The following is a 21795-nucleotide window of genomic DNA, read 5'->3' as shown; positions in this document are numbered from 1 at the left end:
AGCCCGGTGGGTACAGCTTCTACCGACGCAGGCTAACCCGTTCGCCTAACTGCAGGACGCGATAGGGTGTGCCATACACTTGGCAGGCGTTCACAAAATCGGCCGGATCGGCCGTGTTAAACTCAAACAGATCGTAATGGTGCGGAATGACCAGCTTCGCCCCAATGTCGCGGCCAAGTCGGGCGGCTTCGTCGGGGTTCAGATTACCGGCCACCCGTCGTTCGGGTTTGTTGCCATTGATGGGCAGAAACGCCACATCGACGTCGAAAGGGCGCAGGATATCGACCATGCCGTCATACCAGAGCGTATCGCCGGAATGGTAAACCCGGTAAGGGCCTACCTCTACCACAAATCCCATGAATTTGCAACGCCCTTGGTCATCCCGCTCCAGGTCATTGTGTGCCGCCGGAACGCCATGAAAGATAAACTCACCAACGGCAACCTTTTGCCCGTCGGTCAGGCCAATGGGCTGGTTTTTGCCAAGCCCGTTGCCAAGCCGATCCAGCACAAACGAGCGGTTTGCTTCGGGAATGACAATGTGAATATTCCCGTTGGCCGCGAACAAAGGCACCAGAGTGTCGTAGTCCAAATGATCCGTATGGTTATGACTCGACGTAACCACATCCACCATGCCGAGGTGGCCAGGAAAAATGACCCGCTCGGACATACGAACGTGTGGTTTGTCGGTATGCGCATATTTCTCAGACAACGAATCCGACAGATACGGATCGAACAGCAGATGGTGTCCGTTGTACTGCAACAAAAAACCACTTTGCCCGAGCCACCAGCTATGTAACGCATTGGGTTCGTTGCGGGCCGATTCAATATCAGCCAGCAGGAAATCGTCTTTTTGAAAGGCTGGTTTTAGCATAAATCAAGGAAGAATGGACTTACAGTTTTGGCTCCCGTAACCCACTGATCCGGCCTAGAATCCAGTCCAATGCTCGGGCGGGCAACAGCCGGGGCAGTACCCAACCTGTCAGCTTACCCGGTACCAGTGCATAGCGAATGGCGGGCCGGGGTGTTTCGTGAATATCGACAATGTGCTTACCCAGATAGTCGACGGAAAACCCTTTATTTTCGGACTTTTCCACCTGTTTTAGAAAGCGATTTATAGCCGGAAAATAAGGTGTGTGGGCATATGGGCTCATGTCTGTTCCTTTGCCCCAGATCGGCGTTTTCACCGCTCCAGGGCCCACAATGATTACCTTGATTCCAAACAAAACCAGTTCCCGACGCAGGCTGTGCGATAATCCCTCTACCGCGTGTTTGGAACCCACGTAAGCCCCCATGAATGGAATGGCTACCTGCCCATTGACCGAGCTGATATTCTGAATGCGGCCCGGCTGAACGGGATGGTTATCCCGTGCGCCAAGTAAGGGCAAAAACGCCTGGGTAACCTGGATTAAACCCAGTACATTTACATCGAAATGGGCTCGGATCGTATCTATGGGCTGATCTTGTAGGGGGCCTCCAATGGCAATGCCTGCATTGTTGATGAGCCCTCCCAGCCCATTGTCCGCCAGTTGCTCGGCAAGAATACGGGCGGCTGTGGTGACGGCCTCACGGTCTGTCACGTCGAATAAGAGCGGGGTAAAGGACTCACCGAACTCATGCTGTAAGCGATCGGCATCCGACGGAGTTCGAACGCTGCCATAAACGGTGTAGCCCCGCTGGATAAAGTGCTTTGCGGCACCATAGCCAATGCCCGTCGAAACGCCGGTAATAAGGATGTTTTTACTAATGGGCTTCATGGTGTAAACATACCCATAATCCAGTTCAACAAACGCGCTCAAGTTGAGGTTATGCCTTTTAAACAGCGAAAGAATGAAACAGTGAAACAGCAAATTGCTGAGGCAGGCTTTTTCACGGCACTAATGGTTCACTCTTTCGCAGTTTCACTCTTTCCCTTTTAACAATGCAGGACATCGAACCTTTCTACGGCTGGGAAAAATACTATACCGCATCGGAGGACGAACGGTCTCCGTTCCACGATCGGGAGTATAACATGCAGCAGTATGAGAATAATATTTACGGCTATTACATCCATCCCCTCTGGGACGAAATAGGTTCCGAAACTCTTTATTGCAAGATCCTATTTGCCAATTATGACCGTCAGTTCGTCGTTATCGAACTCTTTGGTGAATGGAACGACACCCTGCATAACGACATCATGTACCTGAAGCGTCAGGTCATTGATCCACTTGTGCAGGAAGACATTAAGTATTTTATTCTCATCAGCGAGAACGTACTTAATTTTCACGGTTCCGACGACAGCTATTACGAGGAATGGTTTGAGGATGTTGAAGATGGCTGGATTGCGGCCATTCACTCGCCGGAGTTTATTGAACGGGAGTGGAAAAAATACCACCTCGACTATTACATAAACTTCGGCGGTACGCTCGACATTGAAAACTGGCGAACTCTAAAACCCGCCAGCTTATTCGAATTAGTCAATAGCCTGATTGTTCGACGGCTGGGCTGATAAAGAGAAACGAAGGAAGAGATTAACCAATATGCCTATTGTTTCCTGGGCCCTTTTGTATGTGTCCCTTTCCTTTCTTCCCATTCTTATTGCTTTTCCCTTCGTTTCTGGTCAATTTTCGCCTGTACATAAACCCTATAAGTCAGTCTATGGAAAGTAACGAAAAACGCATGGCTACTGAAGAGGTTCAGGCCGCCAAAGTAACCACTGCCGAAAAGCTGGAAGCCTTCAAAACAGAAGCGGGTCAGCACCTGGATGCAGCCAGCACGCAACTCGATGAGTTAAAAGATAAGCTGGTTGCTCAGGCGCAGGAATTCGGCAAAGACATTGATATTGATGGCATAAAAGCAAAGGCTACCGAGCATTTTGAAGCGGCCAAAGTGTCTACCGCCGAGAATCTGGCCAACCTGCAGGCCCAGGCCGAAACAGCCTTTGCCGCAGCGTCCGCCAAAGCCGACGAACTGTCGGATGTGGCCGAAGATAAGTTCGACGAACTGAAAGCCGAAGCAGCTGTTCAACTGGAAGCCGCCCAGGTGAAGCTGGATGAGCTGAAAGTTGAAGCGGCTCAACAACTGGAAGTCGCGAAAGAAAAAGCGAAAGGTATCTGGAATCAGCTGTTTGGCGAGTAATCTCTGGTCACTCCCATAAAAGCCAGCTCTCTCCTCAGCGGCTGGCTTTTATGGGAGTGACCGACCCGACATACTGCCATTTAAAGCGTTGTAGCTAAACGGTGGCCAGGCAGCTAATTACCGTTTATCGTAAGAATCAGGTATAGCCATGAACGTCAACCATTTTCTGTGAAGAAGTGAATATGTAGGCACAATTGGTTTCCACGGGCGAATAACTAAATTTGTGCTTCGTTGCCTCTTTCTTCTATCGTGGATTCTATTCGTGTTTTTGCTCCCGCCACCGTTGCGAACGTAGCTTGTGGATTTGATATTTTTGGATTTGCTGTTGATAACCCAGGCGACCAGATTGTTCTGACAACCAGCGATGAGCCGGGCGTTCGAATTACGGACATCATCGGTGACAATGGCCGTTTACCCCGCGAGGCAGCCCGTAATACGGCGGGCATTGCGATTCAGACCTATTTAAAACACATTGACCGTACGGATGTCGGCCTCGATATTGTGCTGCATAAGCAGATGCCGCTCGGCAGTGGGCTGGGGTCCAGCGCAGCCAGCGCTGTAGCCGGTGTTTTTGCTGTCAATGAATTGTTGGGGCGGCCGTTGCCAACGCTGAAGTTATTGCCCTTTGCCATGGAGGGCGAACGCATTGCCTGCGGCTCGGCCCACGCCGATAATGTAGGCCCCTCCCTGTTGGGCGGGTTTGTTGTGGTGCGCAGCTATAGCCCCCTGGATGTTATCAAGATCGAAACGCCAGCCACCTTGTTTTGCACGCTGGTTCACCCCGATATCGAGGTCAATACGAAAGATGCCCGTTTCATTCTGAAAAACGAAGTATCGTTAAAAAACACCATCATTCAGATGGGCAATGTAGCTGGCCTGATTGCCGGTTTAATGACCCCCGATTATAGCCTGATCAGCCGTTCGCTGGTTGATGTGATCATTGAGCCCGTACGCGCGATTCTGATTCCGGAATTTAACGAAGCCAAACAGGCCGCTTTAGATAATGGTGCCCTGGGATGCAGTATTTCAGGATCGGGGCCGTCCATGTTTGCTCTGAGTCGGGATGCCCAGACAGCTGAAAAAATCGGCGCAGCTATGCAACAGGCCTTCCTGTCTGTAGGCATCACCAGCGAAGCCTACGTATCGGAAATCAATCGGCAGGGGCCAAAAGTGTTGCCCAACTAAAGGGCCGTTCTGCCATTTCTGGAAAGTTGCGACTAGCTGCTGTAACTCAAGCTAGTCGCGTAACAACGAAATGTCTGTAGAACTCAGCCGAACTACCTTCCTTCGTGCCGTCAGGTACGTAACTAGGATATAGTACGTACCTGACGATACGAAAAACTAGAAAATCTTACTTTTTTAGCTACAAACAGGCAGTCGCTATGCGACTATAATTATCCCCAAGTCGCTTCACAGACATTCACCTGTCTACAACTTTCTTCTCACTAAGAAACTATTTGACTGACTATTTTGGTTAACAGGACAAACAGAACCATACAGACTTGTCTGTCCACAATCAATGACATCCGCAAACGTAAAACGCTCACTTGAAACGCCATCCGTCCGCCAGCGAATTTTGGATACGGCGAGCCGTTTGTTTTACCGACAGGGGTATAACTCAACAGGCATAAATCAACTCATTGAGGAAGCTGGCGTAGCTAAAGCTAGTTTATACCAGCATTTCAAAACAAAAGACGACATTCTTAAGGCCTATTTAATCGAAACCAGCCAGGCCTGGTTTGACCAGGTCGACAGGACAATAGGCGCTCACTCAACCACTAAAGAAAAAGTACTAGCTCTTTTTGACATGCTGCGTGACGTTTCAACCAATACCAATTTCCGAGGGTGTAACTTTCAGAATGCAGTGGTTGAACTGGCCATCGACGAAACCGATACCCGGCAGTTTATTCAAACCCATAAACGACGCATGCATCAGGTATTTGCCGATTTACTGGTTTCGGCCGGGCCCGATGTGGCCGAGGAAATAACGCTGCTTTTCGAAGGGGCTTTGATTACCAGCCAGCTTTATCAACGTCGAGAGCCAATCGATACGGCCTATGGCATCGTAAATCGGCTTCTCTAAAAATTTTTAGCTATAGTCAGACAGACTGTTCTGTATTTAATTAATACATTCACTAATTCAAAAAAGACCATGAGCACGATCGAAGAAGCAGATGATGAACGTCCTTTCGTAAACGAAGAATGTGGCGATACGATGTGGGATGCGGTATTGGCCGATCACGAAGCAAGACTAGCACAACAGAAACTACGCCTGGATATGAATCAACCCGTTGCCGATTTACCAGTAACTACGGAAAAACCCAATGCATCGTCTCATTAACCAGGATATTGTATCATGGCACACAATTATGCATCACTGGCATTTACCGCTCCCATTAAGGCCTTACAGGAGCGCTACGGAAGCCGTCAGACCTACGCCCGCGTTGAGAAACACACAACATTTGAAGGCCTGACCGTTAATGAAGCCAGCTTTATTGCCGATCGGGATAGCTTTTACATCGCCAGTTATGGCGAAAACGGGTTTCCATATATTCAGCACCGGGGCGGACCAAAGGGATTTCTGCATCTGATCGACAACACCACACTCGGATTTGTGGACTTCCGGGGTAACAAGCAATACATTTCGGTTGGCAATGTACTTACGCATCCACAGGTATCGCTCATCCTGGTTGATTATCCCCGGCAAGCTCGTTTGAAACTATATGCTGAAGCCGAAATCGTGGAATTGGCCGACCGGCCGGAGCTTTTCAGCCAGTTGGACCCAACCACTTACAAACACACACCCGAACGGATGATATTGCTACATGTGAAGGCCTTTGACTGGAACTGTCCGCAACATATTATTCCGCGCTATACAACCGAAGAAATCGAAGAAGCGCTGGCCCCCCAACGCGCCTACATCAAGCAACTGGAGGAGGAAATAGATCGGTTAAAGAGGGCAGCCTGATCGCCGTGAAGGCCATTGAGAGCGTAAGAAGAACTCCTCCGGGAACGAAGTATATTCGGACAAGTACATAGACAAAAACAAGCTTAACCGACGATTAGCCAGAGAAAGAGTTGCTTTTTCGGTAAAACGCTTGCTTCTTGTACGTATATCTTCTTTTCTTCATGTCAACAAAGCTACCGAACGCTCTTTCATCGGCCGATGTAACAGCGGAACCGACAGAATTTAAACGCTCCCTGAGTCTCCTCGACTCGACCCTTATTGTTTCCGGCTCGATGATCGGCTCCGGCGTTTTCATTGTTACAGCCGATATGGCCCGTAATTTGGGCTCTTCTGGCTGGCTCCTGATGCTGTGGGTATTGACGGGTATATTGACGGTAGCCGCAGCCCTTAGCTACGGTGAACTGGCAGGCATGATGCCCAAAGCAGGTGGACAGTATATTTATATTCAACGGGCGTTTGGCCACCTCACGGGCTTTGTGTATGGCTGGACGGTGTTCATGGTCATTCAGACCGGTACGATTGCGGCTGTAGCCGTGGCGTTCACCAAATATTCTGCCGTATTTATTCCCGCATTAAGCCCAGCCAACGTCTTGTTTTCCATTGGTCCGGTGAATGTCTCGGGCGGGTCGATATTCGCTATTTCGAGCCTAGTTTTGTTGACTTGGCTCAACAGCCGGGGCGTTCAGAGTGGAAAACTAATTCAGAACGTGTTTACGTCGGCCAAACTGATTGCCCTACTCGGGCTAATTGTCATTGGTATTACTATTGGGTTGAGTACGGGCTTGCTATCGACAAACCTGTCGAATGCCTGGGACGCCAGCACTACATCAGCAACGGGCGACGTGCTTCCCGTGGCAGGAATGGCCCTGATTCTGGCCTTCGGTACATCGATGATCGGTTCGCTGTTTTCGGCTGATGCCTGGAACAATGTTACCTTCATCGCGGGCGAAATCAAGAACCCACGTCGCAACATCCCGCTGGCGCTCTTCTTCGGCACATTGATCGTTACAACGATTTACTTTCTGGCCAACGTTTCCTACTTGTCCTTACTGCCGCTAAAGGGCCTTCCGACAGCCACCGATATTGTAGGCCGGGGCATTCAGTTTGCCGATGCCGATCGGGTGGCTACGGCAGCGGTCGAAACCGTTTTTGGTAACGTGGCAGTCGCTATTATGGCCGTCCTGATTATGATTTCAACCTTTGGGTGTAACAATGGCCTGATTCTGGCGGGTGCCCGGCTCTATTATGCCATGGCGAAAGATGGACTCTTTATCAAACAAGCGTCGCACCTGAACAAGAACTCGGTGCCGGGGCGGGCGCTGTGGCTGCAATGTATCTGGGCCTCCTTACTCTGCCTGTCGGGTAAGTATGGCGATTTGCTGGATTATTGCACGTTTGCGTCGTTGCTGTTCTACATCGTTACCATTGCCGGATTGTTTCGGCTTCGGCGTACGGAACCAAACGCCGAGCGGCCTTATCGGGCTTTCGGCTATCCTGTTGTGCCGGCCCTTTACATTATTGCGGGTGTAACAATCTGCGCCATTCTGCTTTATACCAAAACCTTCAACACGGGTATGGGCCTGCTCATTGCCGGCTTGGGCATACCCGTCTACTACTTCACGAAACGAGGCCAGCGAAACGTAGCTTGATTTCGTATTGGTCGTGGTGTCAGTTTTAAGAACCGCGCGGGCGGCCCCGCTGACACCACGGCGAACTTAACCTAACGGCTATGGTAAGAACCTACTTTTGGCGTAGAACATAACTCCCTATTTACTCAGCACAAGTAACTGACTTATATGCCCGTAACTATTCTCCGCACAAGCCGTTTGTGAGATAGACTCAACAACCGACGAATGGAGAATTTCCAAAAAAATGAGACCTTTCGCATGGAAACGTTCAGCGATGGCGTTTTTGCGATTGACATAACCCTCCTTACCTTTCAACTTAAAGCCCCAAGCCTTAAAGTTGCCACGTCCAACTACAATTTGGGCCACGCCTTGCTCCAGCAATGGCCAAACTACATTGCTTACTTTGTCAGCTTCACCACCATCTTCATTATCTGGTTGAATCACCACCGCATGTACAACGTTATCCGGCGCAGCGATGCCCGCTTCATGTTTTACAATGGACTGCTCCTTTTGCTGGTAAGTATTGTCCCCTTCACGACTTCACTCATTGCCGACTACCTGAATACGCCTGCCCACGAACTATCGGCCGCCATTTATATGCTGCTGTTTGCAGGCATATCCGGTACGCTACTCCGGATGTGGATGTATGCTACCCACAATTACCAGCTCCTTAAACGGCCAGCCGTCGATGTTCGAATCGTTTCCATCCGGACCAGTCTACTAATCAGTACGGTTACCTATACAGTCGTAGCGGGCCTGTCGTTTCTGGTCCCATTCCTGAGCTTTCTGGTTGGCCTGGTGATGGTTGTTTACCTGGCCCTACTGAAATATCACCGCGAAAAAGTCGTTTAATACATAGGACTACTATGGTATTCAATCACACCTTTCGTTTCGTATGGGCAGGGCTGCTTCTGATCAGTTTTAGCGCCTGCACAGGGGTTGGCCCAACGGCAAACTTATTTCGCTCATCGTCGCCCCATGAGCAGTATGGACAATCACTTAAAGAAGCAAAGCTCGAACGGACAGCGCTTGGTATCGACTGGCTTTCGGCTGGTGAACGAGCTCTCCGCGACTCGCTTAAAATCACAATTCCGTACCGGGAAAGTGGCTATTTTTCGGCCAACAAAGCCTTTGCCGTTGGATACAGGCTGGATGCCCAGCGGGGCGATCGATTTTTAATACGCGTCGAGACGCAGGGGCAGAAAGAAACCCAGGTCTTTATTGATGTATTTGCCCTGGAATCCCGCAACAAAACCAGCCTCATTGCGGCATCAAAGGCTGATACGAATGTGCTGGCCTGGGAGCCCCGACGGACCCAGACGTACCTGATTCGGGTTCAGCCCGAACTACTGCGAACGGGTCAATATACGATTACCGTTACGCGCGAACCCGCTTTGAGCTTTCCGGTCAAAGGCCGCGATAGCCGACAGATCAGTAGCTTCTTCGGCGTTGCCCGCGATGGTGGTCGTCGTCGGCATGAAGGCGTCGATATTTTTGCGCCCAAAGGGACGCCCGCGTTAGCCGCGGTAGACGGCATTATTTCGGGGGTTGGCACCAGCAAGTTGGGTGGCAACGTCGCTTTTCTGACAGACATTGACCGGAATATCCGGCTTTATTACGCCCATTTGGACCGCTGGAATGTCAAGAATGGCCAGCACGTATCCATTGGCGATACGGTAGGGTTTGTTGGCAATACGGGCAATGCCCGGACGACAGGCCCGCACCTTCATTTCGGCATTTATGGCTTTACAGACGGTGCCACAGATCCGTTACCCTTCATTCGTCTGGGACGCGGACCAGCGCGGCAGTCGCTGCTTTCGGCGTCTCGCCTGGGTGACTCTGTCCGTATCTCGGCCGCCCGGTCTGTGGTACGGCTAGCCCCCACCAGCGACTCCCCCATTGTTCGTGAACTACCGAAAGCATCGGCCCTGACCATTGTCGGCGGCACCGAAACCTGGCTGCGGGTTGAGTTGCCCGATGGCCTGACCGGCTACGTCATGAGCAATGCGACTGAAGTAGAAAAGCGGCCTCTTCGGCGGTTGGTTTTATCATCGCCCCGCCCCCTGCTCGACGCAGCTCATAGCCAGGCGGCCGCTATGAAAACACTTCCGACCGGTGCGGCTGTTGACGTATTGGCTACGGCCAGTTCATTCCAGCTGGTTCGGGATCCCGACGGTCAGACAGGCTGGCTCCCCACGAGTGAGGCCCCTTGAGTCAATAAAAAAGCCTGCCGCGTGGCAGGCTTTTTTTAGCACTTCTCAAAAAACAGCTAACACTTACGCTGCTGATTTCAAGCCTTTTACTTTCACCAGAGCTTCTTCCAGCAATGAAAGTTGCTTTTGTAAGTCTTCTTTTATGTAAGCAGGGATGTGATCCTTTTCGATAGCATCTTTATAGGATTCCACAGCCGCGTTTTCGCCAAACTCAACGGAGCTTAATACCGTTTCTTTATCTTTTCCCGTCAGCGCTGACTTAATGTCAATCCAGGCACGGTGAAGTTTACTCGATACATCCGTAGATGTCGCGTCTGATACGGCTAGGCCATCAATCCGTACAATATGTTCAGCTAGTTGACTACGGAAATTTTGGCTTTGAATAACGTAATGCCGGAACAGGTCATCTAACTGGGCATCTTCGGTATCGTCAATTGCCTTTTCGTACCCTTGAATACGGTCATTGTTTATTTTGACCAGTTCATTTAGATCGTCAACAATTTCTTTATTCGTAATCATAGTAGTCTAGTTTGTATAGTTTGTGAACTCCCTATTACAACTACGTGTAAGACCGATTGTTTGCCAATAAGCAAGAGTTTAGCAACAAACGGATGGTGTCTGCTTACGGAAAGAGCGCAGGCACCATCCGAAATTCAGCGGGTGTACGACCCGTCTGTTTTCGGAAAAAACGCACAAAATACGACGGGTCGCTGAAGCCCAGAAGAAACGTAATTTCCTTTATCGACTGCGTGGTATGGGTCAGTAACCGCTGCGCTTCAATGACCAGCCGTTCCTGCCATAACTGACTGGCCGTTTTGCCAACAATGTGCTGACAGATGTAATTGAGGTAGTTGGGCGTCAAATTCATCTGATCGGCATAGGCACGCACTTCCCGAACGGTCAGAAACTGTTGTTCCAGCAGTTCTTCATACTGCCGGAGCCGGTCATACAGGTGTGTGTCGGGACCAATTCGCTGTTCGTGATACAACCGGCTGGCTGCTTCCAGCAGAATGTGAACGAATGATAAAAACACCTCCGACCGACTGGGCAACCTAGCCTCGTATTCCTGATACGCATACGAAAACAGGTCACGAAAAAAGTCCAGTTGCGGAACTGAAGACACAAGCGGCTGGTGCTGGTGCGAATGAAAGAAAGGATACTGATGCAACCGATTGCCAAACCGCCCTTTAAAAAAGTTAGCGTCAAAGAATAGATTGTATCCTTTCGTATCGGCCGATAGCTCCCAACTATGAACCTGGCCCGGCGTCAGAAAATAAAGCTGATTGGGTTCAATCGTGTATGTTCTGAAGTCGATCGTATGCGTACCGGTTCCCTGCCCGATCCACATAACCAGGTAAAAGGTATGCGCATGGGAATTATCGATCCCTTTCACTTCCTGAACCAGGCGTTCCAGCCGGGTCATGTAAAAAGACTCATCGGGCTCGTGGCGCGGAAATGAATGAAGCTGGTAAACGGGAACGGGCGAATCAGCAACGGTGTGATCATGTTTCATAGAACCGCTTTGGCTGATGGTTACCGTAGTAAACGGATACTAGGGCTTGTTCATGCCAAACCTTATAATTTTGTCGTAGTCACACTGCGTAGGCGCACTCTGGAGCCGGCTTCAAAATTGTACTGGCTTGCGGGGCTGCCAAGAGAAAGTTGCGAAATAACCCCATCCCAACCCGACAGTTGACTAGTGTTTATTTCGTAAGTCCTGAACTGGCCATCGCCCACAATGGGAAAATCAACGTATCGACCGGCCGTTTCCATGAAGTCGATTTCATCAGGTTTCCGCCAGGAGAGTCGGGCAACTGTACCTTTTGTTTGAAAAGCAGCCTCTATGTATAGTTTAGGGACATTTTCGGCATACCAAAAATTCAGCGGACTGGCAATCCGGAAGTTCGCATCGCGGGTGTTCTGACGAGCCCAGGTTACATTCAGTTCATTCTGGATAGGCCAGCCTTTGTCGGTCGTATTGGTGTAGAACCATCCCTGCCGATCATTCACAAACTTGTAATTGGGTGCCGATGGCGGCCGGGGCTGGCTGTAAACATACTGACGAATATCCGTTAACGAACCCAGAATGAGTGTGTATTCGAATTCATACTGCCCATTGTGATCAACCAGCAGAAACTCTTCGCTGTTCATATAGCCCGATGATTGATCGAACTCACCACCCACTTTGGGCAGACCAAATGCGGCCGTTCTGAAGCGCACCTGGCCGGGTTTATAAAGACCTACTCCCCGGCCCTTCGTGTTCAGCAGAGCGGCCCAGTTTTCGGTAGCATACCGGTTTGTCATGTTCCGATCCGAAAATTCGGAAACAGCATCATTCGTAAACGGTTTCAGGCCATTATAGGTAATCATCCGGTCATAAGGACCATTCAAATAGACACAGGGGAATTCCTGTGTACGAGCCTCATATTGGGTTGTATCGGCCCGATTGACAACGATACGGCAACGCACATGCACGGCATTATCTTTAATCGTTACCCAATGCTCAAACGTACACTCGGCGGGTTCATTCAGCAGCGGCCAGATGTGCGGTATCGACTTGACATACAGCTCATTGTTCGTTTGCTGATAACTAACAATCTGGGCTGGGTTCAGAAAATAATCACCAGCCTGAACCGGGTTCCATCCGAGGTATTTCCACTGCTCAACGGGTTGTTTTCCATTCTGGACATAATAAATCGGACCAGAATATATTGCCGTCTGGATCTGGCGGCCTAAATCGGGGTTATTCACCATATTTTCACTGCTTCCCGCTTCGGCCAGGTACGTAATGGCGCCCCCCATGTTCAGGTCAATACCGACCCGAAGTTTGTCATTGTCGAGAAACAGCCGTCGTTGAGTAGAGGGCTGTGGTTGACCCGGTAGCCCACCCGAAGGCGGATTGACAACCGGGGGCGCGTTGGGGGTCGTAGAGGGATAGTCGCGAACGCAGGTAACTGCCAGACAACTGACCAGAACGTATATGAACAGGTAATAAGGACGAATCATAAGTGGGATGTACGAAAAACATACGTAATCAAAAATAGACCACTTGTCGCCTATTTCCAACAATAGTTATCAAATGGAGTCAGGAAGTCATCCATATGGAATTGATTTATAAAGAAAGCATTATTTTTTTACGAATACCCTGTTCCTTTCCTGTGTATACGCTACTTTTGCAAGATTTTTGGGTATCCGTCTGCGACCTATTAATCTTCGTTGTGTTCATTAACTAGTCACTAGTTTTTAGTCAATCGGGTGTACCGGGCCACTGGTTCTCCAGATCGCCGGACCGGTTCATTTTCCTACTGAAAAATGCCTAAAAATACCAACATTCGCTCCGTTCTTATTATTGGCTCAGGCCCCATCGTGATTGGCCAGGCGTGTGAATTCGATTATGCTGGCTCACAGGCCGCCCGGTCTATCCGGGAAGAAGGCATCGAAGTGTCATTGATCAACTCCAATCCGGCTACGATCATGACCGATCCGATCAACGCCGATTATGTATACCTGCTGCCCCTCGAGAAAAAATCCATCGTTGAAATTCTGGAAAAACACCAGAAAATGGGCAAACCCATCGACGCAGTATTGCCAACGATGGGTGGCCAAACGGCGCTGAACCTGGCTATCGACTGCGAGAAAGCAGGGGTTTGGAAAAAATATGGTGTGGCAATCATCGGTGTCGACATTAAAGCCATCGAGACCACCGAAGACCGGGAGAAATTCCGGTTACTGATGCTGCAACTTGGCGCGGGCGTTTGTAAGGGTCGTACGGCCCGCTCGTTTCTGGAAGGCAAAGAAATTGCCCAGGAAATTGGCTTCCCGCTCGTGATCCGGCCGTCGTTTACACTCGGTGGAACGGGGGGCGGATTTGTGAATAAGCCCGAAGATTTCGACAAAGCGCTTACCAATGGCCTGCATGCGTCGCCCGTTCATGAAGTACTCGTGGAACAGAGCGTAATGGGCTGGAAAGAATATGAACTGGAGTTGCTGCGCGATAACAACGGCAACTTTGTCATTATCTGCTCCATTGAGAACTTTGACCCAATGGGGATCCATACCGGCGACAGCATAACGGTCGCTCCGGCTATGACGTTGCCCGATACGTTGTACCAAAAAATGCGCGACCTGTCCATTCGGGTCATGAGCGGTATTGGGCAGTTTGCGGGCGGCTGTAACATTCAGTTCTCGGTCAATCCACAAACCGACGACATCATCGTTATCGAAGTAAACCCACGGGTTAGCCGGTCATCGGCGCTGGCATCGAAAGCAACGGGCTATCCGATTGCGAAGATTGCCGCCAAAATGGCCATCGGCTACAACCTCGACGAGTTGACCAATCCCATTACGGGCACGACCTCGGCGTTCTTCGAACCGGCGATCGACTATGTGATTGTGAAAGTACCCCGCTGGAACTTCGACAAGTTTCCGGGTGCCGACCGGTCGCTGGGGCTGCAAATGAAGTCCGTTGGTGAAACGATGGGCATTGGCCGGAATTTTCAGGAAGCCCTGCAAAAAGCCTGTCAGTCGCTCGAAATTCGTCGCAATGGCCTGGGTGCCGACGGCCACGAACTGACCGACCGTAACGCCCTGACTGAAAGCCTGCAACATCCGAGCTGGAACCGGTTATTCCATATTTACGATGCCTTTAAGGCGGGCATGTCTTTCCGGACCATTCAGCAGCTCACCCGCATCGACCCCTGGTTCCTGCATCAGATCGAAGAGTTGATCGAGCTGGAACGCGAAATCCAGCAGTACGACCTGGACGATATGCCACCCGAACTCCTTCGGACAGCCAAGCAAAAGGGCTATGCTGATCGGCAGCTGGCGCACTTGCTGCAGGTAAAAGAAAGCAAGATTTATAACTACCGCCAGGCGCACAATATTCGCCGGGTGTATAAATGTGTGGATACCTGTGCCGCCGAATTTGAGGCCAAAACGCCTTATTATTATTCGACGTTCAATAACCAGGTGCCCATCACGACAGACCATGCCGAGCCTGTATCGGATCTGCCGGGCAACGAGTCGATCCGCAGCAATCGCAAAAAAGTAGTTATTCTGGGCTCTGGCCCTAACCGCATCGGGCAGGGTATCGAGTTCGATTACTCCTGCGTGCATGGCGTACTGGCCGCCAAAGAGGCTGGCTATGAAACGATCATGATTAACTGTAATCCTGAAACCGTTTCTACCGATCCCGACATTGCCGATAAACTGTATTTTGAACCGGTGTTCTGGGAGCACGTTCATGCCATCATCATGCATGAACAGCCAGAGGGCGTTATTGTGCAGCTGGGCGGCCAGACGGCGCTGAAAATGGCCGAGAAATTAACCCGTTATGGTATCAAAATCATTGGTACCAGTTGGGAAGCACTCGACCTGGCCGAAGATCGGGGCCATTTTTCGGAAATGCTGCAAAAGCTCGATATTCCCTATCCGAAATTCGGAACGGTTCGCGAGTCAGAAGCCGCCATCGAACTATCGCGTGAGCTAGGCTTCCCACTGCTGGTGCGGCCAAGTTACGTACTCGGTGGTCAGAACATGAAAATCGTGATCAACGAGAACGAGCTGGAGCAGCATGTGATGAAAATTTTGCAGGACATTCCTGACAATAACATTCTGCTCGACCACTTCCTCGAAAACGCCATTGAGGCCGAAGCCGACGCGATCTGCGATGGGGAAGACGTGTACATCATCGGCATCATGGAGCACATCGAACCAGCGGGTATACACTCCGGCGACTCCTATGCCGTGCTACCCACCTTCGATCTGAGCGACAACGTGATCCGGCAAATTGAAGAGCACACCCGTAAAATCGCTATTGCGCTTAAGACGGTTGGGCTGATCAACATTCAGTTTGCGATCAAAAATGAGGTGGTCTACATCATTGAAGCCAACCCCCGCGCCAGCCGTACTGTACCGTTTATTTGCAAGGCGTATCAGGAGCCCTATGTAAACTACGCGACGAAGGTGATGCTGGGAGATAAAAAGGTGAAGGATTTTGATTTCAAACCCGTCAAAAAAGGGTACGCGATCAAGATTCCGGTGTTCTCATTCAGCAAATTCCCGAACGTGAACAAGGAACTCGGTCCCGAAATGAAATCGACCGGTGAAGGCATTTATTTCATCGATGACCTCACCGACGATTACTTCCAGAAAGTCTACTCCGAACGGAATCTGTACTTGAGCCGGTAAGTAAGGGCTGTATGTATTAAAGTTGTTGTGCCATGTTTATCCAGACATGGCACAACTGTTTTCAAGGCCGATGTTTTATTGCGATTTGCGTTTATAAGACAGATATTTACGTTATACTTCTAGAATTGTTGACCTATGACTACTTTATCTGTTGAGTTGGATGATAAACTCGCTCGCGAGTTGAAGCAGATTTCTGAGTCATTACAGACTAGTGAAATTGATCTTATCAAAAAAGCAGTTGATAACTTTTTGCGTCAGCAACGGATGGATCAGATTCGCATCGAAGTAAAACCATATCTGGAATCGGCTGGCTTTTTAACCGAAGAAGATATTTACAAAGAAATTTCATAGTATACTCTCTATTGGTATCTTTGTATACTAACCGAATTCGTCAAAGGGGCTGGCTGATTCAAGCTATTTATCCTACTTTTCTATATGGAAACGCCCCTGCGTTTACCTGCCTCAACGTTAGTTGTCTTCGATACGAACGTTCTTCTTTCTGCTTTCATTTTCAAGAAATTTTCTGGTGAAGTATATCAGTATTGCACTGAACGGTATTTACTTTATACTTCCGAATGGATGCTTACAGAATTATCCCGGAAGTTAGAAAGCAAAAAGTTTAAGTTGCCTTTAACACTTCAAAAGTTAATCCTTGAGCAGGTATCTAAAGATGCTCGACTCGTCATTCCGACAAATGATTTACCAATAAACTCCCGAGATCCTGATGATAATAATGTACTACAAGTAGCTTTGTTTGTAAAAGCAAACTTCATCATCACTGGCGATCGTGACTTGCTGGACTTAAAAGAAGTTGGAGGTGTAACGATTATAAATCCTTCTGATTTTTACCAGCGCTATATTGCTTAAGATGATTACTTCCAGAAAGTCTACTCCGAACGGAATCTGTACTTGAGCCGGTAGGAAAGTCTAGCAAAAAGGAGGCCACTTTATGAGCGGCCTCCTTTTTTATCCTAAATATAGTATGACTTAGAAGGGTTTCTTGCCGATTAGCTTTTTAACAAGCTCTTTAGCCAATACGGGAAGCGTAAAGTTGTGGCTCACGGCATACCGGAAATTGCCCGTGTTGATCGTTTCAATAGGCTTCCCATTTTCACTGTGTTGCACCACCTTGCCCGTGGCAATGTTGACTACGTGCCGCAGGTTAAAGTTTTTAGAGAACATATCCGAAAAACGCGGAGAGTAATACATGCAGCCCTCAAAATAGTAATGCGTCACCTGCGACCAGCGGGTCACGTTGCCTCCTGTAATGGGCATGCCGCCATGAATCAAGTTCGATGACCAGATTAGCACATCCCCTTTTTTCATATGGATTTCCTGGCGCTCGTAGCCTTTAGCTGCCATAAACTCCTCCACAAAATCCTCATATTTAGGGTATTCAGCGTAGTTGCCCTGCGCTTCTATGCCCAGATCGAAGTAGTTGAACTCTTCCTGGCGGTGCGAACGTGGATAATAAAACAGTGGGCCATTTTCAGCCGATGTTTCCTCAAGGGCCACCCAGACACCACACATGAATCGGGCGGGTGTACAGCTAAAATGAATACTATCTGAGTGAGCACGCTGCTGGGTGCCAAACTTGAAATTGAGCGTTTGAAAAGGAATAGGCTCCCGGTCGTAAAGAAGGCGCAGCACATCGAAAATACCAGGTTGCGAGGCTAATTCGCGGACTGTACTATACTTTTTCCAAAGGTCCTGATGCCGTGCAGGTTCTTCGCCAACGTTATCCGGATACTCACCTTTAATCTCCTGAAGCGCTCGGTCAATCAGTTCATGGCTCACCTGCTGAGGCAGCACAACAAAACCTTCCCGGTTATAGTGAGTAACCAGGTCCCGCTGCTCGGGAGTGAGACTGTGTTTTACTAGGAGATCGTCAAAAAACGGGGATTCGACCCAAGGCAGGTTCATCCGCTCGGCCACAGAAATGTTCTTCATTGCTTTTTAGTAATGGTTGATAGATAGCATGTAAAAGAAAAGCACTCAAAATTTCTGCGTTGAGTAAAGTTACCGTTTTCATATTTTGGCTCGGGTCAGTTTACAAAGTGACACGGTTTGTTACCAAACAGACATTTATCATCAGTAAAACAGCGAAGTTGAAGCTATTATGCCTTGATAATGAACGAATAACAGGCCTAATTTATCGAAAAGATTTCTTCAAAAACAATAGTGTCTCACTAGTATATATTAGACGGATCATTTCTATATTATTTCATTTATCTGGCCGTACATCTCCCTTTAGTATATTGAAATATATTCGTCCATACCTACAGCGATCATGCTGGCTGCTGGGCACTATAAATCGTATCCCATGTATTGGTAATGTAAAAAAACGGCCCCCTTCGTCACTGACGAAGGGGGCCGTTGCCGTTGAGTAAACCGTAACCGACTTAGAATCCTAAACCAAGTGCGAATCCGCGAATGATCGGATTGCCGGGTAACGATGGACCAGCCGACGCTGAGCCATTCGTTAAGTTGATTGTATACAGCATGGTCGAGCCATTGGAGCGCAGCAAGGCATAGGCCGTACCCGATGTGCCCCCAATATCGAAACCATTAGCTCCCTCAGCGGCAACGCCCAGCGGCCCTACAGGCACAAGCGTACCATTGTTTGGCGGAACCTGAGTAAAGAGCCGGGCCGGGCTCATGCTGGTTTCAATATTATACAGCGTCGTCGTTGTAGCACCAGCGAAGTTGTTGGAGTAAGCCGAAGCCGTTACCGTTGGTGTACCTGGATTCAAAGGGCCATCGACAGAAGCCACAGCAGCATTAGTTGGGTCAAGACGCAGATTTTGACCTGAGTTTGTAATCACCCGAATCCGGTCAACCGTTGGGTTAAAGTCAAAGCCAACGTCGTTACCAACAAGCAGCGTACTCAATGGGCCCGATCCGACCAGGGCGGCTGCTCCACTCGATGTATTGAGCGTATACAGACGGCTGGTGCTACCAATCGCATACAATTGACCGTTAACAGGCCGGAAGTCAATCCCAAACAGCGTTTCGCCAGGCTGAACGCCTGTAATCGGTTTGGCGATGGGTGACGGGCTGAGTGGATTGAAAATCAACAGGTTACCCGACCCATCCAGTGCATACGCAACGGGTTCAGTTGGAATAGCCAGACCGATGATTGTGCCAGGCAGGTTACCGAGTTTTTGCAAACGGCCCGTCGACAAATTGATCTGTTGCAGTTCGGAGCTGCCGTTGAAGGTTACAGCAACCAGCCCCTGCGAATTGTCGGAAGGTGAAATATCGAAACCAGCAGCACCCGTAATGTCCAGTCCCAGCGGACCAACATCCGTTAAGGTGCCGTTGTTGGGCGGATTCTGAATGTAAAGCCGATCCGTGGCGGGGTCGATGTCATACAGCGTGGTGGTTGTCGATCCTGCCCGGTTGTTGGTATAGGCTACTTCTGAGACCATAACCCCCGCTACCCCATTGATGGCCCCATCGACAGCCGCAACGGTTCCTGTTTCGGGGTTCAGGCGCAGATCCTGTCCGGTATTGGTCACAAGCCGAATCCGGTCAACGGTTGGATTGAAATCAAGGGCGACTACACTTCCGGTAACGGCGGGTGTAAATGGTCCTGTACCTATCGGGCGGGCTTCGGCGGTTGTTGTATTAATAACAAATAGACGACTCATGTTACTGACCCCGTAGAGCTGTCCTGTAGCCGGGCGGAAATCAATGGCCATGATGCGCTCACCATTCATAAGGCCAGCGCCCATAATGGTCGTTGTGGCCAGTGGCGCATTGGGATTTCGGATGGCCAACCGTACCAGTTGGTTGGCATCATTCAGGGCATAAACCGTGGCATCGGGAACATTGCCCGGATCGGGTGGCAGGCGGTGATCCTGGCAGGCGCTGAGCGTTAATAAGGAGCCAAATACCAGCATACCCGCAACCGTCCGAAGCCGTTTTTTGTAAAGCGTAGTCATAGTCTTTCTCGTTGAAAAATAGTAGGGGAAATTCGTACAGATAACTGCACGTAACTATACGCTAATACGCTCGATATGGATTTCCGGAATTAAAAAGAAATTAAAAAATCTTCAAATAAATACGTTTTATAACCCAATTCGGGCTCAGTTCGAATACTTATTGGCTCACTTACCACATTTTCTTTACACTTACGTAGCTGGCAAAGCTATTGGGCATCAGCTCGCCCCGGTCGAGCGCAAACGTTGTGGTGAGGATGGTTCCTGGAAATTTGGGCACGACCCATTGCGCAGCCAGGTAAGTAGATAGCTGGTGAAATACGTCGGGATACGGTTGTTTGTATGACCCGAAATTACGGCTGTAAGACGCGCGCATCGTGAGCGTTGGTCCGCGACGAAAAGCCCCGGTAGCGCCTGCATACCAGGCCACAACCCGGTTGTTCGGATAGTAGCCATTCCCCGCGTAGCCATTGCCGATAGCCGGTGCCAGGTCGGAGCGGGGCATGATGAAGGGCGTGCCAATGGTGCGCCCCCGATACGACCAGCCCTGAGTATATTGGCTATGGTTAAAGTAGTTATCGGCTCCCTGATACCGGGCCGCCGGATCGAAGGTTAGTCCACTCTGATTGGTGGTCGTCAACCACTCGAGAACGACGCGCTGGAACTGAAACCGGGCGATGGTCTTCTGTCGATTCAGAAAACGAAGACCGGTTAGGCCATCCGGCACATTCTGCAGGGCAAGCCCCGATGCATCGTCGTACATGTGCTGATGATACAGCAACCAGTTAGCCTTGTCACCTTTCCATTCCAGGGCCAGATCGTAGCTTCCAACATGATTACCCAGGCGGTTAGTCCCATCAAAATCTGTAAATCGGTCATTTTCCAGCGCATCGGGATAGCGGCCCGTCACAAGCGATAAATAATCCTGAAACGACGTCGACAAGCTGCCATTTACGGCCAGTGGCGTCCCAATTAAATAAGCGGCATGACCGCCCCACTGTACCTGATGATTCAGTCCGCCATAAATCTGGATGCGCCAGTTTGGCTTGCCTATTCGGCCATACAGGTATTTTTGATGGAGATAGCTTCCTTGTATATAGGAGTCGATCAACCAGCCGTGTGCATAGCCTGCGCGGATGGCAATCAGTTTTTTGGTAAACCCCAGCGGGACAAAATCCGGCGTATGCAGCTGTATTTTAGGGAACGGCATTGCGTTTCCCGACCAGGCGACAAAGCCTGATGTGAGTGTTGTATCGCCCAACCCGACCACTTCGCGCCGATTACCTCCGTATAATTCCAGGTATTTGAAGCGCACCTTCACGTAGGCATCCGGCAGCAGGACCGCCGGGTTATTATTCGTTGGCTGGGGACCAACATTTGCCACGGCATAAAGACCAAACCCCCAGTCGAAACGGGATTTGCCTTTTCTGACCGAATCTGGTCTGGTTTTATACGCCCGCATCACACTAATCCGAGCTGTTGCAAACGACCCTCCGACCGGCGTGGTATTGTATTGATTGGCCCGCAACCAAAACGGGTTTTGTGGTGATGATGTAGCTAATCCTCCAATTTCAGCCGAATACCGCACGATGCCAGGCGAGCGCTGCTGAGCCTGAACAAGCGACGTGTTCACTAAAAAGAGGGTAATAAAAAAGTATAATGGGCGCATATAGTATCAATTCGGTAAAACTATAGTCTCAACAGGCAAACAAACATACGCCATCCTACCCGAATGAGTT

At 49.7% G+C, this 21795-nt stretch carries 20 protein-coding genes; 12 read left to right on the top strand and 8 right to left on the bottom strand.

Translation table 11 applies throughout. From position 1 onward, the window contains the following. Positions 1–19: 19 nt before the first annotated feature. Together ACYVAM_RS05680 and ACYVAM_RS05675 are read right to left on the bottom strand one after the other, a co-directional pair. On the bottom strand, positions 20–871 hold the full coding sequence (locus ACYVAM_RS05680; RefSeq protein WP_461064811.1) for an MBL fold metallo-hydrolase: 852 nt from the start codon (positions 869–871) through the stop codon (positions 20–22). Between the two features lie 19 nt (positions 872–890). Then, positions 891–1754, bottom strand: a complete 864-nt coding sequence (locus tag ACYVAM_RS05675; RefSeq protein WP_461064809.1) for an SDR family NAD(P)-dependent oxidoreductase — start codon at positions 1752–1754, stop codon at positions 891–893. Positions 1755–1918: 164 nt separating this feature from the next. Here ACYVAM_RS05675 and ACYVAM_RS05670 point away from each other — a divergent pair, with 164 nt between their 5' ends. The 9 genes from ACYVAM_RS05670 (at position 1919) to ACYVAM_RS05630 (ending at position 9923) form a co-directional block, all read left to right on the top strand. Next, complete coding sequence (locus ACYVAM_RS05670; RefSeq protein WP_461064807.1) at positions 1919–2485, top strand: hypothetical protein; 567 nt, start codon at positions 1919–1921, stop codon at positions 2483–2485. A gap of 149 nt (positions 2486–2634) precedes the next feature. Next, positions 2635–3114 (top strand): hypothetical protein, encoded by a 480-nt coding sequence (locus tag ACYVAM_RS05665; protein WP_461064805.1) that lies wholly within the window; start codon positions 2635–2637, stop codon positions 3112–3114. Positions 3115–3363: 249 nt separating this feature from the next. Continuing rightward, complete coding sequence (locus tag ACYVAM_RS05660) at positions 3364–4299, top strand: homoserine kinase (RefSeq protein WP_461064803.1); 936 nt, start codon at positions 3364–3366, stop codon at positions 4297–4299. Positions 4300–4633: 334 nt separating this feature from the next. Beyond that, positions 4634–5197, top strand: coding sequence for a TetR/AcrR family transcriptional regulator (locus ACYVAM_RS05655; protein WP_461064801.1), 564 nt, complete (start codon positions 4634–4636; stop codon positions 5195–5197). 69 nt (positions 5198–5266) lie between these two features. Then, positions 5267–5455: a hypothetical protein gene (locus tag ACYVAM_RS05650; RefSeq protein ID WP_461064799.1), complete on the top strand. Its 189-nt coding sequence runs from the start codon at positions 5267–5269 to the stop codon at positions 5453–5455. A 15-nt stretch (positions 5456–5470) separates the two neighbouring features. Continuing rightward, positions 5471–6082 (top strand): pyridoxamine 5'-phosphate oxidase family protein, encoded by a 612-nt coding sequence (locus ACYVAM_RS05645; protein ID WP_461064797.1) that lies wholly within the window; start codon positions 5471–5473, stop codon positions 6080–6082. 161 nt (positions 6083–6243) lie between these two features. Continuing rightward, positions 6244–7731, top strand: coding sequence for an APC family permease (locus ACYVAM_RS05640; RefSeq protein WP_461064795.1), 1488 nt, complete (start codon positions 6244–6246; stop codon positions 7729–7731). Between the two features lie 204 nt (positions 7732–7935). After that, on the top strand, positions 7936–8562 hold the full coding sequence (locus ACYVAM_RS05635) for a TMEM175 family protein (protein WP_461064793.1): 627 nt from the start codon (positions 7936–7938) through the stop codon (positions 8560–8562). Positions 8563–8576: 14 nt separating this feature from the next. After that, positions 8577–9923, top strand: coding sequence for a peptidoglycan DD-metalloendopeptidase family protein (locus ACYVAM_RS05630; protein WP_461064791.1), 1347 nt, complete (start codon positions 8577–8579; stop codon positions 9921–9923). 63 nt (positions 9924–9986) lie between these two features. On the opposite strand, the gene ACYVAM_RS05625 is transcribed toward ACYVAM_RS05630, so the two are convergent. From ACYVAM_RS05625 to ACYVAM_RS05615, 3 genes are all read right to left on the bottom strand, one after another. Continuing rightward, complete coding sequence (locus tag ACYVAM_RS05625; protein ID WP_461064789.1) at positions 9987–10442, bottom strand: ferritin-like domain-containing protein; 456 nt, start codon at positions 10440–10442, stop codon at positions 9987–9989. Positions 10443–10545: 103 nt separating this feature from the next. After that, positions 10546–11436, bottom strand: coding sequence for a helix-turn-helix domain-containing protein (locus ACYVAM_RS05620; protein ID WP_461064787.1), 891 nt, complete (start codon positions 11434–11436; stop codon positions 10546–10548). A 62-nt stretch (positions 11437–11498) separates the two neighbouring features. After that, on the bottom strand, positions 11499–12929 hold the full coding sequence (locus ACYVAM_RS05615) for a hypothetical protein (RefSeq protein ID WP_461064785.1): 1431 nt from the start codon (positions 12927–12929) through the stop codon (positions 11499–11501). A 306-nt stretch (positions 12930–13235) separates the two neighbouring features. Here ACYVAM_RS05615 and carB point away from each other — a divergent pair, with 306 nt between their 5' ends. The 3 genes from carB to ACYVAM_RS05600 all read left to right on the top strand — a co-directional run bounded on the left by carB (position 13236) and on the right by ACYVAM_RS05600 (position 16979). Further along, the gene (gene carB / locus ACYVAM_RS05610; protein WP_461064783.1) at positions 13236–16112 is read left to right on the top strand and encodes a carbamoyl-phosphate synthase large subunit; all 2877 of its coding nucleotides are present in this window, start codon (positions 13236–13238) and stop codon (positions 16110–16112) included. A gap of 135 nt (positions 16113–16247) precedes the next feature. Further along, positions 16248–16463 (top strand): hypothetical protein, encoded by a 216-nt coding sequence (locus ACYVAM_RS05605; RefSeq protein WP_461064781.1) that lies wholly within the window; start codon positions 16248–16250, stop codon positions 16461–16463. Between the two features lie 84 nt (positions 16464–16547). Further along, entirely contained in the window at positions 16548–16979 is a 432-nt protein-coding gene (locus tag ACYVAM_RS05600; RefSeq protein WP_461064779.1) for a putative toxin-antitoxin system toxin component, PIN family, read from the top strand. A gap of 120 nt (positions 16980–17099) precedes the next feature. Here ACYVAM_RS05600 and ACYVAM_RS05595 read toward each other — a convergent pair whose 3' ends face one another. The 3 genes from ACYVAM_RS05595 to ACYVAM_RS05585 form a co-directional block, all read right to left on the bottom strand. Then, the gene (locus tag ACYVAM_RS05595; protein ID WP_461064777.1) at positions 17100–18062 is read right to left on the bottom strand and encodes a phytanoyl-CoA dioxygenase family protein; all 963 of its coding nucleotides are present in this window, start codon (positions 18060–18062) and stop codon (positions 17100–17102) included. A 452-nt stretch (positions 18063–18514) separates the two neighbouring features. Then, on the bottom strand, positions 18515–20059 hold the full coding sequence (locus tag ACYVAM_RS05590; protein ID WP_461064775.1) for a DUF4394 domain-containing protein: 1545 nt from the start codon (positions 20057–20059) through the stop codon (positions 18515–18517). 169 nt (positions 20060–20228) lie between these two features. Then, positions 20229–21725 carry a capsule assembly Wzi family protein gene (locus tag ACYVAM_RS05585; protein WP_461064773.1) on the bottom strand — a complete coding sequence of 499 codons (1497 nt, stop codon included), beginning with the start codon at positions 21723–21725 and terminating at the stop codon, positions 20229–20231. Positions 21726–21795: the final 70 nt, after the last annotated feature.

This window comes from Spirosoma horti, assembly GCF_054776595.1.
Note: the sequence above shows the minus strand (reverse complement) of the source record. Positions and strands in the feature narration are given on the sequence as shown.

Bases quoted from the DNA above. Each gene is read 5' to 3' on its own strand.
- ACYVAM_RS05625 (WP_461064789.1), bottom strand. From the start codon at position 10,442: ATGATTACGAATAAAGAAATTGTTGACGATCTAAATGAACTGGTCAAA.
- ACYVAM_RS05655 (WP_461064801.1), top strand. From the start codon at position 4,634: ATGACATCCGCAAACGTAAAACGCTCACTTGAAACGCCATCCGTCCGC.
- ACYVAM_RS05640 (WP_461064795.1), top strand. From the start codon at position 6,244: ATGTCAACAAAGCTACCGAACGCTCTTTCATCGGCCGATGTAACAGCG.
- ACYVAM_RS05635 (WP_461064793.1), top strand. From the start codon at position 7,936: ATGGAGAATTTCCAAAAAAATGAGACCTTTCGCATGGAAACGTTCAGC.
- ACYVAM_RS05595 (WP_461064777.1), bottom strand. From the start codon at position 18,062: ATGAAGAACATTTCTGTGGCCGAGCGGATGAACCTGCCTTGGGTCGAA.
- ACYVAM_RS05650 (WP_461064799.1), top strand. From the start codon at position 5,267: ATGAGCACGATCGAAGAAGCAGATGATGAACGTCCTTTCGTAAACGAA.
- ACYVAM_RS05645 (WP_461064797.1), top strand. From the start codon at position 5,471: ATGGCACACAATTATGCATCACTGGCATTTACCGCTCCCATTAAGGCC.
- carB (WP_461064783.1), top strand. From the start codon at position 13,236: ATGCCTAAAAATACCAACATTCGCTCCGTTCTTATTATTGGCTCAGGC.
- ACYVAM_RS05680 (WP_461064811.1), bottom strand. From the start codon at position 871: ATGCTAAAACCAGCCTTTCAAAAAGACGATTTCCTGCTGGCTGATATT.
- ACYVAM_RS05675 (WP_461064809.1), bottom strand. From the start codon at position 1,754: ATGAAGCCCATTAGTAAAAACATCCTTATTACCGGCGTTTCGACGGGC.
- ACYVAM_RS05585 (WP_461064773.1), bottom strand. From the start codon at position 21,725: ATGCGCCCATTATACTTTTTTATTACCCTCTTTTTAGTGAACACGTCG.
- ACYVAM_RS05605 (WP_461064781.1), top strand. From the start codon at position 16,248: ATGACTACTTTATCTGTTGAGTTGGATGATAAACTCGCTCGCGAGTTG.
- ACYVAM_RS05630 (WP_461064791.1), top strand. From the start codon at position 8,577: ATGGTATTCAATCACACCTTTCGTTTCGTATGGGCAGGGCTGCTTCTG.
- ACYVAM_RS05615 (WP_461064785.1), bottom strand. From the start codon at position 12,929: ATGATTCGTCCTTATTACCTGTTCATATACGTTCTGGTCAGTTGTCTG.
- ACYVAM_RS05670 (WP_461064807.1), top strand. From the start codon at position 1,919: ATGCAGGACATCGAACCTTTCTACGGCTGGGAAAAATACTATACCGCA.
- ACYVAM_RS05620 (WP_461064787.1), bottom strand. From the start codon at position 11,436: ATGAAACATGATCACACCGTTGCTGATTCGCCCGTTCCCGTTTACCAG.
- ACYVAM_RS05600 (WP_461064779.1), top strand. From the start codon at position 16,548: ATGGAAACGCCCCTGCGTTTACCTGCCTCAACGTTAGTTGTCTTCGAT.
- ACYVAM_RS05590 (WP_461064775.1), bottom strand. From the start codon at position 20,059: ATGACTACGCTTTACAAAAAACGGCTTCGGACGGTTGCGGGTATGCTG.
- ACYVAM_RS05665 (WP_461064805.1), top strand. From the start codon at position 2,635: ATGGAAAGTAACGAAAAACGCATGGCTACTGAAGAGGTTCAGGCCGCC.